Origin of the sequence: Pseudomonas sp. Fl5BN2 (genome assembly GCF_009908205.1) — a bacterium.
Classification (GTDB): Bacteria; Pseudomonadota; Gammaproteobacteria; order Pseudomonadales; family Pseudomonadaceae; genus Aquipseudomonas.
In genome coordinates, this window is sequence record NZ_JAAARL010000026.1 from 50,084 (window position 1) to 65,437 (window position 15,354).

Genomic DNA, 15,354 nt, shown 5'->3' on the forward strand with positions numbered 1-15,354 from the left:
GCGGGTTGTGCTCGCGTCAGTTATCCAGCAAGCGATAGTGAACCGCTCGAACCACGGCCTGAACCCGGTTTTTCGCACCCAACTTGTGCATCGCCGACGTCAGATGCAGATTGATCGTGGCCACCGAGCGCTTCAGTCGTTCAGCAATTTCGCTGGAGGTCATTCCCTCTGCTGCCCATTTCAGGCACTCGCGCTCACGCCTGGTCAGATGAACCGGATAACTGTGAGCACTTTTACTAAGTTGCGGATAGAGACGCTCCTGCAACACATGAGCGAGAAGCGTGAAGTGGGGCAAGACATGCTGCAGGTCGTGCAGCGCTACCTGGGTGTTGCCCGAACGCAAACCGGTCAGGCTGGCGAAGCCACCCCTGGGCAGGTGGATAGGGACGGTCACACCATGGGCCATCTGATGATGCTGCAGATAGCTCGATACTGGAGCGTGCTGCTGCCCCATGGCCTGACGCAAGACGGTTTCCGCCTCGGGTTTATACGACCAGATAAAGGGAGAAGTCCTGTCCAGCGCGACCTGCTGAACCGGATCGATATGGTAGTAGCCCTCATCGCACCAGAGCTCCAGCCAGTCCTTGGGGGTATTACAGACCATTGCGCCGGGGATGATCAGTTCGCCTTCTTGGTCGAAGGGAACCGGGCTGTAGTCGTAAACCAAGGCATCGAAACCCAACTCGGAGGCCACTGTCATGGTCCCCGTCATCCGCTCGTGTAATGAGTTTCCAGACAAAATACGCGTGTTAACTTCCGCAAGTCTGCTCTGCATCCTTTCAGCTTCCTTACTGTTTGGGCCTTAACGCAGGTACCTAGGATGCCACGCCCGATAGCAACGAGCCAGGCAAAACCTATAAGAACTACCAGGTTGTGATATGCAACTGGCTTCGGCCCTTAGCGCGTCCCTGATCCGTTCCAAGGCTTGCTGGTGCGTGCCGCTCGCCCGGATAACAGCGCTTGCGACCACCTCAAGGTCGGTACTGCGCATGCTCGCGCATCCTCTATCTGTTGCAATGCTGCTTCATGGCCCACCCAAATGTGGCGTCAAGCATCGTTCATTGCAGACAAGGACCCGTGCCATGCAGATGCCCCAGACCCTTCAGATCCGCAACGGTGAAAAATCCCCTTCAACCTTCTCGACGAAAGAATATGCCCGACGCCTGAACAGCTTGCGTGCCTACATGACACAGCATGAAATCGACGCGGTGCTGTTCACCTCGTATCACAACATCAACTACTACGCCGACTTCCTGTACTGCTCCTTTGGCCGCCAGTACGCTCTGGCAGTGACCCAGGCAGGTACGGTGCTGATCAGCGCCAATATCGACGGCGGCCAGCCTGGACGCCGGGCGGTCTGTGACGCGCAGGTGGTCTACACCGACTGGCAACGTGGCAACTTCTTCATTGCGGTCAAGCAAGCCCTGCCCCGGGTTGCACGGCTGGGGCTGGAGTTTGATCAACTGACCCTGCCCAATCACCTGGCCTTCACCGAACTCTATCCCCAGGCACAATTGCTGGACATCGCCGCGCCCTGCATGAGCATGCGCATGCTCAAATCCGCCGAGGAACAGACGCTGATCCGCCACGGCGCACGCATCGCCGATATTGGCGGAGCCGCCGCCATCGAAGCATTGCAGGATCAAGTACCGGAGTACGAAGTGGCACTGCACGCCAGCCAGGCAATGGTGAGAGAGATCGCCAGAAGCTTTCCTGCCGCCGAATTAATGGACACCTGGACCTGGTTTCAATCAGGGATCAACACCGATGGCGCCCATAATCCGGTGACTTCGCGACGGGTCAGCCCAGGAGAAATTCTCAGCCTCAACTGCTTCCCGATGATATCCGGCTATTACACCGCGCTGGAGCGCACACTGTTCCTTGGGCATTGCCCCGAGGCCCATCTACGGCTATGGGAAATCAACGTCCAGGTGCATGAGGCAGGCTTGCAGTTGATCAGGCCCGGGGCGCGCTGCAGTGACATCGCCCGGCAGTTGAACGAGATCTACCTGGAGCACGACCTGCTGCAATACCGCACGTTCGGCTATGGCCACTCATTCGGTATTCTCAACCACTATTACGGGCGCGAGACCGGGCTGGAGTTTCGCGAAGACGTAGACACCATACTGGAGCCAAACATGGTGGTATCCATGGAGCCGATGATCAGGCTGCCCGAGGGCATGCCCGGCGCCGGAGGATATCGCGAGCACGACATCCTGATCGTCAATCAACTGGGCGCGGAGAACATCACTCGGCTGCCTTATGGACCGCAGCACAACATTTTTGGTTGAAGCTCGTCATCGTGCCTGTGGGTCGAATACTCCGGCGAAGCCTCCCTGGGCCACTCACGAATAGTCCTTCACCCCAAGACCAGCCACTGCTCCCCCGGAGAGCTCGTTACTGGCGAAAGGGCGTTCATCCACATTTCCAAGATTGGCCGGCTGCGAGTTTGCAGCGGACCGTGCCGGCCTTTTATGCGAGCGGGTCACGGTTGACATGAACCGCTAGAAGGTACTGGCCGGCCAAAGTGAAGTTGGCCTTAGAGAGCAGACTCAGGTCAAGGTTCTGCTAGCCCTTGAAATCCAGACTCTTCAGTTGCTCCAGCCAAACCCGCGACAGGCCACAAAGTGTGTGGTTACCCATACGCTCGACGGAGCCAAGAGGCAAACTTCCTTGCAAGCTTAAGAACACTCATCCATCTGCAATGACAAGTCCTGAACCTGATAGTCGCGTGATGCTTTCTCGAACCAAGCAAAGGACCACCACCGATAAGCGCCAACAAGTAACCAGCTCTATGCCAGAGGCGAATACTTCACTTCCAATAGTAGGAAAATCGCTAAAGATCGCCTCACTAACAGCGTCCTTAATTTGAATGCCAATATCCTGGATGATGCCTGGAAATGATCAGGAGTCGAGCACTCTCCCCCTTTCACAAACTGCAGAAAACGCACCGAATGACCACCGTAAAAACCGTTACTCGTTGGGGCTAGCGCATGTAGACATGCCTGATACTTGACGTTCAAGACGTACCGCACGGGCAACATCGGCAATTGCTCCGAGCATCTGGACCACACATTAGTGTCGATGGTCCTCTGCAGCCTCATCTGCACCGGAACTTGCGGACAAGCCAGAGTGAAGTTGGCAATAACATCGAGCCCGAAACGACTACCGCTGCTAGCGATTCGCCATAGCTTTTCGCGGGAACAGTGTTGCCCAAGCAGGCCGTGAAATACAGAAAACTGCTACCGTTGGACAGCTAATAGGGCGGCGAAGTGGTACCCAACGTGAGCAACCTGCAGTAACCACTGGCAATCGCCAGACTGGCGCCTTGAGCCCTATCCCGGGCTAGCCGCAAAAGATCTAGGTGAGAATAGCGGTCTTCAGCGCTGAAAAATAAAAACCGCCCAACTCGATGGGCAACTCCCTTCGAGTAGGCTTTCCACCATTTCTAGAGCACAGGCTTAAATAGAGTCAACATCTACTATCTGGATTTTACAACTCTAGGAAACCAAACATTGAAGCAACAGCTTTAACCATTGAGTTTATCTTTTCGCTCCCATGACCTGCCGCCGCCCACAAGCGTAGATGCCGCCACGAGCGATTATTATTGCAGCAACGTCTACTGGGAACGTTCAATCCACCGAGCACGACTTATATATTTATCTCTACTTAAATCATGCCAAAACCGACTTCAACTACAAACGAATAATATACAAAAAATACAGGCCAGATATTTACGTAGAAAACCTCAGAAGCACGTTCCATTACATTTCAGGAACCAAGCAAGAGCCACATCAGAAACTTCAAAAATCCATTAACACGACCACAACATCAACAAGAAAAATCTTAATGATCAAGCCCCTTCAGAGACCCACCCATGATGGGCCCTGAAGTCCAAAAAACCAGACAGCTCGAAAACTGTCAGACACCTGACCTGTCACTTACTTAGTTACTCACAAACAGCAAGATTGGTGTATCGCCTATTATCAAATAGAAAAACAGGCACAGAGCACCGCTCCCCTCTTAAGTAACTATTCAGTAATACCAGCCTCAAGGAATCAACGCGTTACGCTTGGCAAATTCCGCCAGGCCTACTTGTGAACCCAAGCCCAATTTCTGTAACAGACGGGTTTTGTAGGTACTGACTGTTTTGTTGCTCAGAAACAGTTTTTCACCAATGGCCTTGTTCGAATGCCCCTGAGCCAAGTATTGCAGCACGATCATTTCCCGATCGGTCAGCAAGCCGATCTGCTCAGCCTCGGACTGCTGTTCCGCGGCCGGAACGGAAGCATCCAGCGCCAAAGATGGGTAAAACGTGTAACCCGCCAACACGGCATTCAAGGCCACCACCAAATTACTCAGACCTTCCTCCTTGTTGACAAAGCCCCGCGCGCCCAACTGAATGCAGCGCCTGCAGAAGCTTTCAACGGACTGCGAGGTGAGCACTAGTACTTCGGTGGGCAAGGCCAGCGCCTTGATGCGTGAAAGCACCTTGAGACCATCCAGCTTGGGAATGCCAATATCCAGAATCACCACATTCGGCATGTGCTCGCGAACCAGTTCCAACGCATCCAGTCCATTGTCCGTTTCGGCCACCACATGTATGTCGTTCTTTTCCAACAGGACCTTAACAGCAAGTCGAACAACAGGATGATCATCAACTATCAATACGCTGTGCATATTGTCATTTCACCTTAAAAACTTGGCCTTCAGTCAGCCATGAGCGCTCGAAAAATATACGTTATTGCATCTCAATCAAGTGCAACTTTCGTATTCACATAAAGTTCTGACTTCGCGGGCGCCACGTACAGGATACGATGATGCTGTCACTTCAACTCGCCTCCCTGCAGCCGGCCTGAATGGAATTTGAAAATTCCAACAGCCGGATCGCTCCCAAGAAAGTCAGACTCCGGGCAAATATCTTAGGACACAAGAGGTTAATGACTTCTGTTTAACGAATCAGACGGTCTGATTTTTCGCTAGGAAAATTCCTACACCGCATAGGGATTCGCCTAATGGCATCAGCTCAAAAGGCTTAAGTAAGATGGCCGGCAAATAATTACGCGAGCCTGCAATGCAAGACTTGAACGTTCTGGTTCTGGAAGATGAACCTCTGCAACGCCTGGTCACCATCGCCGCATTGAAGAAAGTAATGCCGGGAAGGGTGCATGAGGCCGCCAGCGGTAGCGAAGCACTTGCGTTGCTGGAGAACTGCGAGAGGATGGAAATTGCCATTTGTGACTTGAAGATGCCCGGAATGGACGGTTTGGCATTCCTGCGCCACGCCAGCCAAAGTGGCAAGCTTCACTCGGTGATCCTGTGCAGTCAGATAGATCCGATCCTGCGGCAAACCGCCATTTCGATGATCAAGCGCCTGGGCCTTAACTTCCTTGGAGACTTGGGCAAGCCCTTCGATCTGGAACGCCTCACCAGCTTGCTGACCCGCTATCGAGCCCTGCGTCATGACTTGATCAGCCCTCTGAAGACATCCGAACTGCCAACACTGACGGATGTGGTTCGCGGCCTGGATAACGGTGAATTCAGCCCCTACTACCAACCCAAGGTAGCCCTCGACAGCGCCTCGCTGCTGGGCGTAGAAGCACTGGCCCGATGGAATCACCCAGAGTTGGGAGTACTGCCACCGTCGCACTTCCTGTACATCATGGAACACCACAATCTGCTGGACCGATTATTCTGGCAGTTGTTTGATCAGGGCCTGGCTCTGCGTCGCAGACTGGCGCAGAAAGGCATTCCCCTGGGTTTTTCGTTCAACCTGCACCCATCGCAACTGGCCTCCCAGACCCTGACCGAATCCATTACTTCATTTCTTACGTTGTTTCAGGTTCCGTCCAGCAGCATCACCTTCGAAATCACCGAAACCAGCTTGATCAGCGCTCCCGCCAGCAGCCTGGAAAACCTCGTGCGCCTGCGTGTAATGGGCTGCGGCTTGGCCATGGACGACTTCGGTGCCGGCTACTCCTCCCTCGATCGTTTGTGTGAGCTGCCCTTCAGCCAGATCAAGCTCGATGGCAGCTTCGTACGCAAGATGGGGCATCAATCCAGAAGCTGCGCGGTGATTGGCTACACCGTGGCCCTGGCCCGCTCCCTGGGCATGTCACTGATTATCGAGGGAGTGGAAACCCGCAAACAGCAGGAACGCCTACTGGAACTCGGATGCAGCGTCGCCCAGGGTTTTCTGTTTGCACGCCCGATGCCGGAAAGCCATCTCATCGCCTATTGCATGCGCTAGCCCCTCATGGAAACGGCTTGACCCACAGATCAAGATGACGACCCATAGCCCATGTTCCTGTACCGTCCTTCCAACAATCATTACGTTTCTACTCGTTGGTCACGTCATCCTGCTCCCTACTTTCTGAAGCGATCATGCATTCACGACTTATCTGGCTTTTTATCTGCTTGGCGATAATGGGCGCCCAACCGGCTAAGGCCCAGACACTGACCATGCCCGACACGCTGTACAGCATGGTCCGTCTCGATCACCACGATCTCGCACTCAAGGATGAAGACTGGTCCTGGCTGCGCCACAAGTCGGAACTGAAAATCGGCGCTGTCGCCACAGAGTCACCTCCCTTCAATGTCAGCTACAACGACAGTCACTACGAGGGTATTACCGCCGATGTCAGTGCACTGATTGGACAGATGCTTGGGGTTCGCATCAAGGTCGTGCCCTTTGCAACCCAAGAAAAAGCCATGCAGGCCTTACAGGCGGGCAACATCGACCTGCTGGGCAGCCACACCTCCAAACAACTTACCGACTCCATCAGACTCTCCCGGCCGTTCGCCGAGGGCCGCCTGGCCCTGTTCAAACGGAACGGTGAATTACCCAACCTTCCCTCCAGCCTCGCTGGACTACGAGTATCCGTCGTCAAGGAACACGCCGCCGAGTTGCAGTCACAGCTTCCTCAGGCACACCTTCTGATCTACCCCACCCATGACGAGGCAATAGCCGCAGCGGCTTTTGGTCATGCCGATATCTACGTGGACGACGTACTCAGCGCTTACTTCCGAATTAACCGTTCCTATTATGGTTTTCTCAAATTTGAACGTTTCGCAGACTTTTCGAAGGGCGGCTACGGCTATGCGGTGATGAGCGACAATCAGCGCCTACAACGGATTCTCGACCAAAGCATCGACGCCATCGGCAAAGAAAAACTCGTCAACCTGACTCGCCGCTGGGTGGGAAGCGGTTTCATTCCATCAGATCAGCGCATCGCGCTGACTCAAGAGGAGTCACGCTGGATCGCACGGCATCCGGTGGTGCGCCTGGTGATCAACGATGACCTGGCGCCCATTGCCTTCTTCGACGCCAATGGCGTGTTCTCGGGTGTCTCCGCCGAACTGTTAGAAGTGATTGCGCAACGTACCGGGCTGCGTTTCCAGGTGACGGCCCGTAATGGCGGGTACCCAGAACAGATTGAGGCCTTGCAAAAATCAGAGGCGGACCTGGCTATCATGACCGCCAGCGCGAAACGAGAGGAAAGCCTGCGCTTCACCCGTCCCTTTCTGACAAGCCCCTTCGTCCTCGTAACCCAGACCGACAGCCAGGGCAAAGCACAACCAGCAGGCGACTTGATCGGCAAGCGCCTGGCTATTCCAACCGGGCACGTGACACTGCAGCATGTACGCGAGCTCTACCCGAAAACCGAAGTAATCGAAGCAGGTGCCTCGCTGGATGCCATGAACAGGGTCTATGCCGGCAGCGCCGATGCGGCGGTGGTCTCACTACCAGCCTCGCGCTACTACATTGTTCGCCTGTTTCAAAATCGCCTGGCCATCGCCGACCTGATTCACACGAGCCAGGCAACGGCCAACTTTGCCCTGCGCCGAGGCGACTCGGAGCTGCAATCCATCCTCGACAAGGCCTTGCTCAGCCTCCCGGCGGACGACCTGAACGCAATTGCCAGCCACTGGCGCTCACCACCGGGAATGAGTAGCGAAACCTGGCGCGACTACGCGCTGATGATCGCTGAAATCATCGCTGGGGCATCACTGCTGCTCCTGCTCCTGCTGGTCTGGGTCTTCAATCTGCGGCGCCGGGTCAAGGCCGAAAAAACCCTCAATGACCAATTGCGCTTTATCGAGACCCTGGCCGAGAACATGCCTCCGGCGCTCTATATTCGAGACATCGACGGCAAAATGCTGTCCTGCAACCGCAGCTATCTGCAGAGTGTCGGACTGAATGCCAAACAGGTCCTGAACAAGACCGTGCAGCAACTGCCTAGTGAGCACTTCGTAGCAGAACCCGACCTGCATCAGAACTACCTGCAAGCGATCACCAACGGCCAGACCATTACTTCGGTGTACGCGGTTCAGCTGCAGGGCAAGGAAGCCTGGATCGAACACTGGATCCAGCCGTTCCAGGACGCCAATGGTGTCAACAAGGGCGTGATCTGCGGTTGGCTGGACATTACCAAACATCGCCACCTGGTCCAGGAGTTGAAAGAAGCAAAGAATCTCGCTGACGAGGCCAGCCGGGCCAAGACCACCTTCCTGGCCACCATGAGCCATGAAATACGCACTCCCATGAACGCGATCATCGGTATTTTGGAACTGGCGCTGAAGCGTGCCGGTAGCGATCAGATCGAACCCTCCAGCATCGAGATAGCCTACAGCTCGGCCAAAAGTTTATTGGAGTTGATCGGCGACATTCTCGATATCGCCCGCATTGAGTCCGGCCGCCTGAGCCTTTCGCCCAAACGCGCCAACCTGCGAGAGCTGGTGGAGTCCGTGGCCCGAGTGTTCGAGGGGCTGGCCCGACAGAAGTGCCTGAGCCTGATCCTCGAAATCGACTCCAGCATCAACGGCGATGTACTAGTAGACGGAATGCGTTTCAAACAGATCCTGTCCAACCTGGTGAGCAACGCCATCAAGTTCACCGAGGCCGGCTTCATCAGAATCACCATTACTGGCGACTTGCTGGAAGGCTCGTTGCTACGGGTCAAGCTCAGTGTCGAAGATTCAGGGATCGGTATTTCGCCCAACAGCCAGAAACGTCTGTTCCAACCTTTTGCCCAGGTGGAGCGCAATGTACAAAACATCGAAGGCACCGGCCTGGGCCTGGTGATCTGCCGCTCCTTGTGCGAAATGATGGGCGGAGAGGTGACGATGAGCAGTTCCCTGGGGCACGGCACCCGAGTGGATGTGGAACTGCGCCTGCAGATGCTGGAGCGCATAGCTACCGTTGAGCGTCCGCTGCAGGTCAAGAAGCGTCACATGTACCGCTTGCAGATCCTGGTGGTTGACGATCACTCGGTAAACCGTCAGGTCCTGCACCAGCAACTGTGCTTCCTCGGGCATGACGTAGTAGAAGCAGGCAATGGCCTGGATGCGCTGAACATCTGGCGCGAGCAGGATTTTGACATGGTCATCACCGACTGCCACATGCCCATCATGAATGGCGCCGAACTGGCCCGGGCGATTCGCCAGGACGAGCGCGACAACGCCAGCGAACCGATGATGATCATCGGCCTGACCGCTGACGCTCAGCCGGAGGAAGTGGAACGCTGCATCCAGGCCGGGATGAATGATTGCCTGGTCAAACCCATCAGCCTGGATGAACTGGAGGAGCGCCTGCTATCCATGGGACAGGTTGACGATGACGATCGAGAACACCTCCCGCCACCAGCGCAAACCAGTGCCCGCTCCCCACAGGTGTTCGATCTCGAGTCACTGCATACCCTGGTGGGCAGCGAGCCAACGACGCTGAATCATATATTGAGCGAATTACTCAGCAACAACCGCACAGACTTGCAGACCCTGACCTCCCTGCTCCAGGAGCAGTCAACAGCAGAGCTTGCAGAATTGGCACACCGGATCAAGGGAGCAGCCAGGATGGTGAAAGGCGAGCAACTAGTGGAAAGCTGCCGCCAACTGGAAGACGCCTGCTTGAGCCCGGACCTGTCCCTGCTCGTCGTGACGGAATGTGTGGAGCAGGTGAAACAGGCGATCGAGACCCTGGAACAGCACTTACTGGAACAACACCAGATCAGCGAGGAGCCATCCACCCAGTGACAGCAGCGGATGCAGCGCCTTGAACTGCATCCGGCATCGCCCCGAGCAATCGGACTTTTCGCAGACAAACGAAAAAGGGCACCTCGAGAGGTGCCCTTCTTCGTGAATATGGTCGGGGTAAGGGGATTCGAACTCCTGACATCCTGCTCCCAAAGCAGGCGCGCTACCGGACTGCGCTATACCCCGGTAAAAAAAAGGCACCTTCGAAAGGCGCCTTCTTCGAACAGTGCTTTTGGCCTCTGTTCTTAAGATTCGATTCCAGCGAGCTGGTCTCAAAAATGGTGGGTCGTGTGGGATTCGAACCTACGACCAATTGGTTAAAAGCCAACTGCTCTACCAACTGAGCTAACGACCCAAAAATGGTCGGGGTAAGGGGATTCGAACTCCTGACATCCTGCTCCCAAAGCAGGCGCGCTACCGGACTGCGCTATACCCCGGTTTGAAATTGGCTCCGTGACCAGGACTCGAACCTGGGACCCAATGATTAACAGTCATTTGCTCTACCGACTGAGCTATCACGGAACTACATATTTCAAGTTACAACATCTTGCTTCCATCCTCTTCGGCTTGTCCGTATCGCTACGTTCATGCCTCTGAGGCGCGCTATTTTACAATCTTAAACGACCCTGTCAACCCCTTAAATTGCTTTTAAGACAATGATTTGCGACTTCATTGTCGGTTTCTTCCTTATCAGAAAAAACCTCGGGGGTGACTGACTGCGGGGCGCACTTTACAAGCCTTTTCCTTACAGTTCAACACCCTAGTGAAAAAAAGGCCTCGCGGTGCGAGGCCTCTTCATTAACACGCTGCCAGACGATCAGATGAAGACGATTTCGTCGTCCTGCACCGAAGCGGTAACTGTCGCACCTGGCAGGAAGCTGCCAGACAAGATCATCTGCGCCAGAGGGTTCTCGATCCAGCGCTGGATTGCCCGCTTCAGCGGCCGCGCACCATACACCGGGTCGTAACCCACGGAGATCAGCTTGTCCAAAGCCTCGTCGCTCAGTTCCAGGCTCAGTTCGCGCTCCGCCAGGCGGCTGCGCAAACGGCCCAGTTGGATCTGAGTGATGCCGGCGATCTGATCCCGTGCCAACGGCTCGAAAATCACCACTTCATCCACCCGGTTGATGAACTCCGGCCGGAAGTGAGTGGACACCGCATCCATCACCGCTGCACGTTGTGCCTCACGATCCCCTACCAGCTCCTGGATCTGTACCGAACCCAGGTTGGAGGTCATGACGATCACGGTGTTGCGGAAGTCCACGGTACGCCCGTGGCTGTCCGTCAGCCGGCCATCTTCCAGTACCTGCAGCAGGATGTTGAACACATCCGGGTGCGCCTTCTCGACTTCGTCCAGCAGAATCACCGAGTACGGCTTGCGACGCACAGCCTCAGTCAGGTAGCCACCCTCTTCATAACCGACATAGCCCGGCGGCGCGCCGATCAGACGAGCCACGGAGTGTTTCTCCATGAACTCGGACATGTCGATCCGCACCATGGCCTCCTCAGTATCGAAGAGGAATTCCGCCAGGGCCTTGCACAGCTCGGTCTTACCCACGCCGGTCGGGCCAAGGAACATGAACGACCCGCTGGGCCGGTTCGGGTCCGACAATCCGGCACGTGAACGCCGTACAGCGTTGGCCACTGCCACCACCGCTTCGTTCTGGCCGATCACCCGTTGATGCAGCAGGCTTTCCATCTGCAGCAGCTTGTCACGCTCGCCTTCGAGCATTTTCGACACTGGGATACCGGTCCACTTGGACACTACTTCGGCAATCTCTTCCTCGGTGACCTTGCTGCGCAGCAGCTGGTTTTCGCTATGACCGTGCTGGTCAACCATCTGCAGGCTGCGCTCCAGGTCCGGGATTACCCCGTACTGCAACTCGGCCATGCGATTGAGATCGCCCTTGCGGCGCGCCGACTCCAACTCCTGACGCGACTGTTCGATCTTCTGCTGGATCTGCGCGGAGCCCTGCACTTCGGCTTTTTCCGAGGTCCAGATCTCTTCAAGATCAGCGTATTCACGCTCTAGACGGATGATCTCTTCCTGGAGTTTCTCCAGACGCTTGATCGCCGCTTCGTCATCTTCTTTCTTCAGCGCCTGAGATTCGACCTTCAGTTGAATCAGGCGCCGCTCCAGACGGTCCAGCACTTCCGGCTTGGAGTCGATCTCCATGCGAATACGGCTGGCAGCCTCGTCGATCAGGTCAATGGCCTTGTCCGGCAGTTGCCGATCGGTGATGTAACGATGGCTGAGCTTGGCCGCGGCAATGATCGCGCCGTCGGTGATCGCCACCTTGTGGTGCACCTCGTAGCGTTCTTTCAGGCCTCGGAGGATAGCGATGGTGTCTTCCTCGCTCGGCTCGTCCACCAGTACCTTCTGGAAGCGCCGCTCAAGGGCTGCATCCTTCTCTATATATTGGCGGTACTCGTTGAGCGTGGTCGCACCGACGCAATGCAACTCACCGCGGGCCAGGGCCGGCTTGAGCATATTCCCCGCATCCATCGAACCTTCGCCCTTGCCGGCGCCGACCATGGTGTGCAGTTCGTCGATGAACAGAATGATCTGCCCTTCCTGCTTCGACAGCTCGTTGAGCAGGGATTTCAGGCGTTCTTCGAACTCGCCACGGTACTTGGCACCGGCGATCAGCGCGCCCATATCCAGGGACAGCAGGCGCTTGCCCTTCAAGCCATCAGGCACTTCACCATTAATGATGCGCTGGGCCAGGCCTTCAGCGATGGCCGTTTTACCCACGCCAGGTTCGCCAATCAGCACCGGGTTGTTCTTGGTCCGGCGTTGCAGCACCTGGATGGTCCGGCGAATTTCGTCGTCACGGCCAATCACCGGATCGAGCTTGCCGTCTTCTGCGCGCTTGGTCAGGTCGACGGTGTACTTGTCCAGGGCCTGGCGCGACTCTTCGACGTTGGCGTCATTCACCGCCTCGCCGCCGCGCAGGTTGTTGATGGCGTTTTCCAGGGCTTTCTTGCTCACGCCCTGCCCCAGCAACAACTTGCCGAGCTTGCTGTTTTCATCCATGGCGGCCAGCAGCACCAGCTCGCTGGAGATGAACTGGTCACCTTTCTGCTGTGCCAGGCGGTCGGCCTGGTTGAGCAGGCGCGCCAGATCCTGGGACATATTGACGTCGCCAGTGGGGTTCTGGATTTTCGGCAGTTGGTCGAGCTCTTTGCTCAGTTCCTTGCGCAGGCTATTAACGTCAAAGCCTACTTGCATCAGCAGCGGCTTGATCGAACCACCCTGCTGTTCCAGCAGCGCCTGCATCAGGTGCGCCGGTTCAATGGCCGGATGATCGAGGCCAACCGCCAGAGATTGAGAATCGGATAAGGCCAGCTGTAACTTGCTGGTTAATCGGTCTATACGCATTAGTCACCTTCCTTTTGAGCAGGCCGGAGCGATGGACACACCTAAATAGAGAAACCTGCCAGATGTATCTCTAGATGCGGTCGATTCTGGGAGATTCAAGCACCCGTTACTTGACGCAGGTCAGATCAGTTTAACGCTCAAGCCAGATCAGGGAGGCAAAACGACCGGTACGCGGGCTGCGCCGATAAGAAAAGAAGCGTGGATCGGTCACTGTACAGTACCCACCACCATAGACCGAGGTGACTCCCCGGGCTGCCAGACGCAGGCGCGCCAGCAGGTAGATATCAGCCATGAAGCGTCCGGCATTCACGCTGGGTACAAAGGCTTGCTCGGCTTCGGCCAACTGGGCAACGAAAACTTCACGCACTTCAGCCCCGACCTCAAAGCGCTGCGAGCCAATAGCCGGCCCCAACCACACCAGAACCTCGGCCGCAGGTACATCCAGGCTGTCGAGGGTAGCTTCCAGCACGCCGGCCGCCAAGCCACGCCAACCCGCATGGGCTGCGGCGACCCGGGTTCCAGCTCGATTGCAGAACAAGGCGGGCAGGCAATCGGCGGTCATCACCGCACAAGCGACTCCCGGGGTGGCAGACCAACTGGCATCAGCGGTAGCCACCACTGAGGGATCAGCATGGGCCACGGCGATCCCGTGTACCTGGTGCAACCAAGCCGGGGCAACGCCGAAATGATCCGTCAGGCGACGGCGGTTTTCAGCCACCGCTTCAGGGTGGTCTTCAACATGGTCGCCCAGATTGAGGCTGTCGAACGGCGTCAGGCTGACGCCGCCCCCACGAGTGGTGACACAGGCTTTGACCCCAGCCGGCGCGGGCCAGTCAGGAATCAGCCAGTCACTCATCCAACGAACGCCTCACGGTCCTGCTTGAGCAGCGACAGCAGCCAGACGAAGTCGTCCGGCAACGGCGACTCCCAGCTCATGCGTATACCGGTGGTCGGATGATCCAGCTCCAGGAAACGCGCATGCAGCGCCTGACGCGGGAAACTCTTCAACGACTCGACCATGGTCGGGTTGGCCGCCGGCGGAATGCGGAAGCGACCGCCGTAAGCCGGATCGCCGACCAACGGGAAGTTGATGTGGGCCATATGTACCCGGATCTGGTGGGTACGTCCGGTTTCCAACTTGACCCGTACATGAGTGTGGGAACGGAAGCGCTCCAGCACCCGGTAGTGGCTGACTGCCTGCTTACCGCCTTCCATCACCGCCATGCGCTGGCGCTGCTGGCCATGACGACCAATCGGGGCGTTGATCTTGCCCCCCGCAGTCACCACACCGATCACGATGCATTCATAGATGCGGCTGACACTGCGGCTCTGCAACTGGGCTACCAGCTGGGTCTGCGCCTGAATGGTCTTGGCCACCACCATCAGACCGGTGGTGTCCTTGTCCAGACGGTGGACGATACCGGCCCGCGGCACATTGACGATGTCGGGAATGTGATGCAGCAGGGCATTGAGCAAGGTGCCATCAGCGTGGCCGGCAGCCGGGTGCACCACCAGGCCCGCAGGCTTGTTGATCACCAGGATGTCGTCGTCTTCATAGACGATATCCAGTTCGATGTCCTGGGCGATCCACTCGCCCTGGGCCTCCTGCTCGGCAGTCAGCTCAAGAACGGCACCGCCATGCACAATGTCACGAGGGCGAATTACCGCTCCGTCCACAGTCAGGCGGCCGTCTTTGATCCAGGCGGAAAGGCGCGAGCGCGAGTGCTCAGCGAATAGTTGTGCGGCGACTTGATCGAGGCGTTGACCGCCCAGTTCGGACGGCACCTCTGCGCGAAGTTCAATTTTATCGGACATGCTCGGACTGGGCGTCGGCACAGCCTTTGGTTTCGGCTGCGCGCTTGTGGTTAAATACGGCGTCTTTTGCCCCGAGGCTTTCAACGGGGCGCTCATCATAACAGGACGGCCCCGCCCAAGACAGC

General features: G+C 56.6%; 8 protein-coding genes and 4 tRNA genes. 3 read left to right on the top strand and 9 right to left on the bottom strand.

Translation table 11 applies throughout. The features are described from left to right. Positions 1-16: 16 nt before the first annotated feature. Positions 17-775, bottom strand: a complete 759-nt coding sequence (locus GV819_RS28060) for a LuxR family transcriptional regulator (RefSeq protein WP_161759289.1) — start codon at positions 773-775, stop codon at positions 17-19. 307 nt (positions 776-1,082) lie between these two features. Here GV819_RS28060 and GV819_RS28065 point away from each other — a divergent pair, with 307 nt between their 5' ends. Then, on the top strand, positions 1,083-2,291 hold the full coding sequence (locus GV819_RS28065) for a M24 family metallopeptidase (RefSeq protein WP_161759290.1): 1,209 nt from the start codon (positions 1,083-1,085) through the stop codon (positions 2,289-2,291). A 1,759-nt stretch (positions 2,292-4,050) separates the two neighbouring features. On the opposite strand, the gene GV819_RS28070 is transcribed toward GV819_RS28065, so the two are convergent. Continuing rightward, the gene (locus GV819_RS28070; RefSeq protein ID WP_161759291.1) at positions 4,051-4,680 is read right to left on the bottom strand and encodes a response regulator transcription factor; all 630 of its coding nucleotides are present in this window, start codon (positions 4,678-4,680) and stop codon (positions 4,051-4,053) included. A gap of 394 nt (positions 4,681-5,074) precedes the next feature. On the opposite strand from GV819_RS28070, the gene GV819_RS28075 reads away from it, so the two are divergent. Together GV819_RS28075 and GV819_RS28080 are read left to right on the top strand one after the other, a co-directional pair. Then, positions 5,075-6,250 carry an EAL domain-containing response regulator gene (locus tag GV819_RS28075; RefSeq protein WP_161759292.1) on the top strand — a complete coding sequence of 392 codons (1,176 nt, stop codon included), beginning with the start codon at positions 5,075-5,077 and terminating at the stop codon, positions 6,248-6,250. A 134-nt stretch (positions 6,251-6,384) separates the two neighbouring features. Then, positions 6,385-10,032 carry a transporter substrate-binding domain-containing protein gene (locus tag GV819_RS28080; RefSeq protein ID WP_161759293.1) on the top strand — a complete coding sequence of 1,216 codons (3,648 nt, stop codon included), beginning with the start codon at positions 6,385-6,387 and terminating at the stop codon, positions 10,030-10,032. A 109-nt stretch (positions 10,033-10,141) separates the two neighbouring features. Here the strand turns inward: GV819_RS28080 and GV819_RS28085 are convergent. The 7 genes from GV819_RS28085 to rluD form a co-directional block, all read right to left on the bottom strand. Then, positions 10,142-10,218: transfer RNA gene (locus tag GV819_RS28085), tRNA-Pro, on the bottom strand. 93 nt (positions 10,219-10,311) lie between these two features. After that, a tRNA-Lys gene (locus tag GV819_RS28090) sits at positions 10,312-10,387 on the bottom strand. A 5-nt stretch (positions 10,388-10,392) separates the two neighbouring features. Next, positions 10,393-10,469: transfer RNA gene (locus tag GV819_RS28095), tRNA-Pro, on the bottom strand. A gap of 9 nt (positions 10,470-10,478) precedes the next feature. Continuing rightward, positions 10,479-10,554, bottom strand: a tRNA-Asn gene (locus GV819_RS28100). A 295-nt stretch (positions 10,555-10,849) separates the two neighbouring features. Then, positions 10,850-13,414: an ATP-dependent chaperone ClpB gene (clpB, locus tag GV819_RS28105; protein WP_161759294.1), complete on the bottom strand. Its 2,565-nt coding sequence runs from the start codon at positions 13,412-13,414 to the stop codon at positions 10,850-10,852. A 130-nt stretch (positions 13,415-13,544) separates the two neighbouring features. Further along, positions 13,545-14,270 carry a peptidoglycan editing factor PgeF gene (pgeF, locus tag GV819_RS28110; protein WP_161759295.1) on the bottom strand — a complete coding sequence of 242 codons (726 nt, stop codon included), beginning with the start codon at positions 14,268-14,270 and terminating at the stop codon, positions 13,545-13,547. Beyond that, the gene (rluD, locus tag GV819_RS28115; RefSeq protein ID WP_161759296.1) at positions 14,267-15,229 is read right to left on the bottom strand and encodes a 23S rRNA pseudouridine(1911/1915/1917) synthase RluD; all 963 of its coding nucleotides are present in this window, start codon (positions 15,227-15,229) and stop codon (positions 14,267-14,269) included. The genes pgeF and rluD overlap by 4 nt, the downstream gene beginning before the upstream one ends. Positions 15,230-15,354: the final 125 nt, after the last annotated feature.

Coding starts and splice junctions, on each gene's coding strand:
- clpB (WP_161759294.1), bottom strand. CDS start 13,414: ATGCGTATAGACCGATTAACCAGCAAGTTACAGCTGGCCTTATCCGAT.
- GV819_RS28070 (WP_161759291.1), bottom strand. CDS start 4,680: ATGCACAGCGTATTGATAGTTGATGATCATCCTGTTGTTCGACTTGCT.
- GV819_RS28065 (WP_161759290.1), top strand. CDS start 1,083: ATGCAGATGCCCCAGACCCTTCAGATCCGCAACGGTGAAAAATCCCCT.
- GV819_RS28075 (WP_161759292.1), top strand. CDS start 5,075: ATGCAAGACTTGAACGTTCTGGTTCTGGAAGATGAACCTCTGCAACGC.
- rluD (WP_161759296.1), bottom strand. CDS start 15,229: ATGTCCGATAAAATTGAACTTCGCGCAGAGGTGCCGTCCGAACTGGGC.
- GV819_RS28080 (WP_161759293.1), top strand. CDS start 6,385: ATGCATTCACGACTTATCTGGCTTTTTATCTGCTTGGCGATAATGGGC.
- GV819_RS28060 (WP_161759289.1), bottom strand. CDS start 775: ATGCAGAGCAGACTTGCGGAAGTTAACACGCGTATTTTGTCTGGAAAC.
- pgeF (WP_161759295.1), bottom strand. CDS start 14,270: ATGAGTGACTGGCTGATTCCTGACTGGCCCGCGCCGGCTGGGGTCAAA.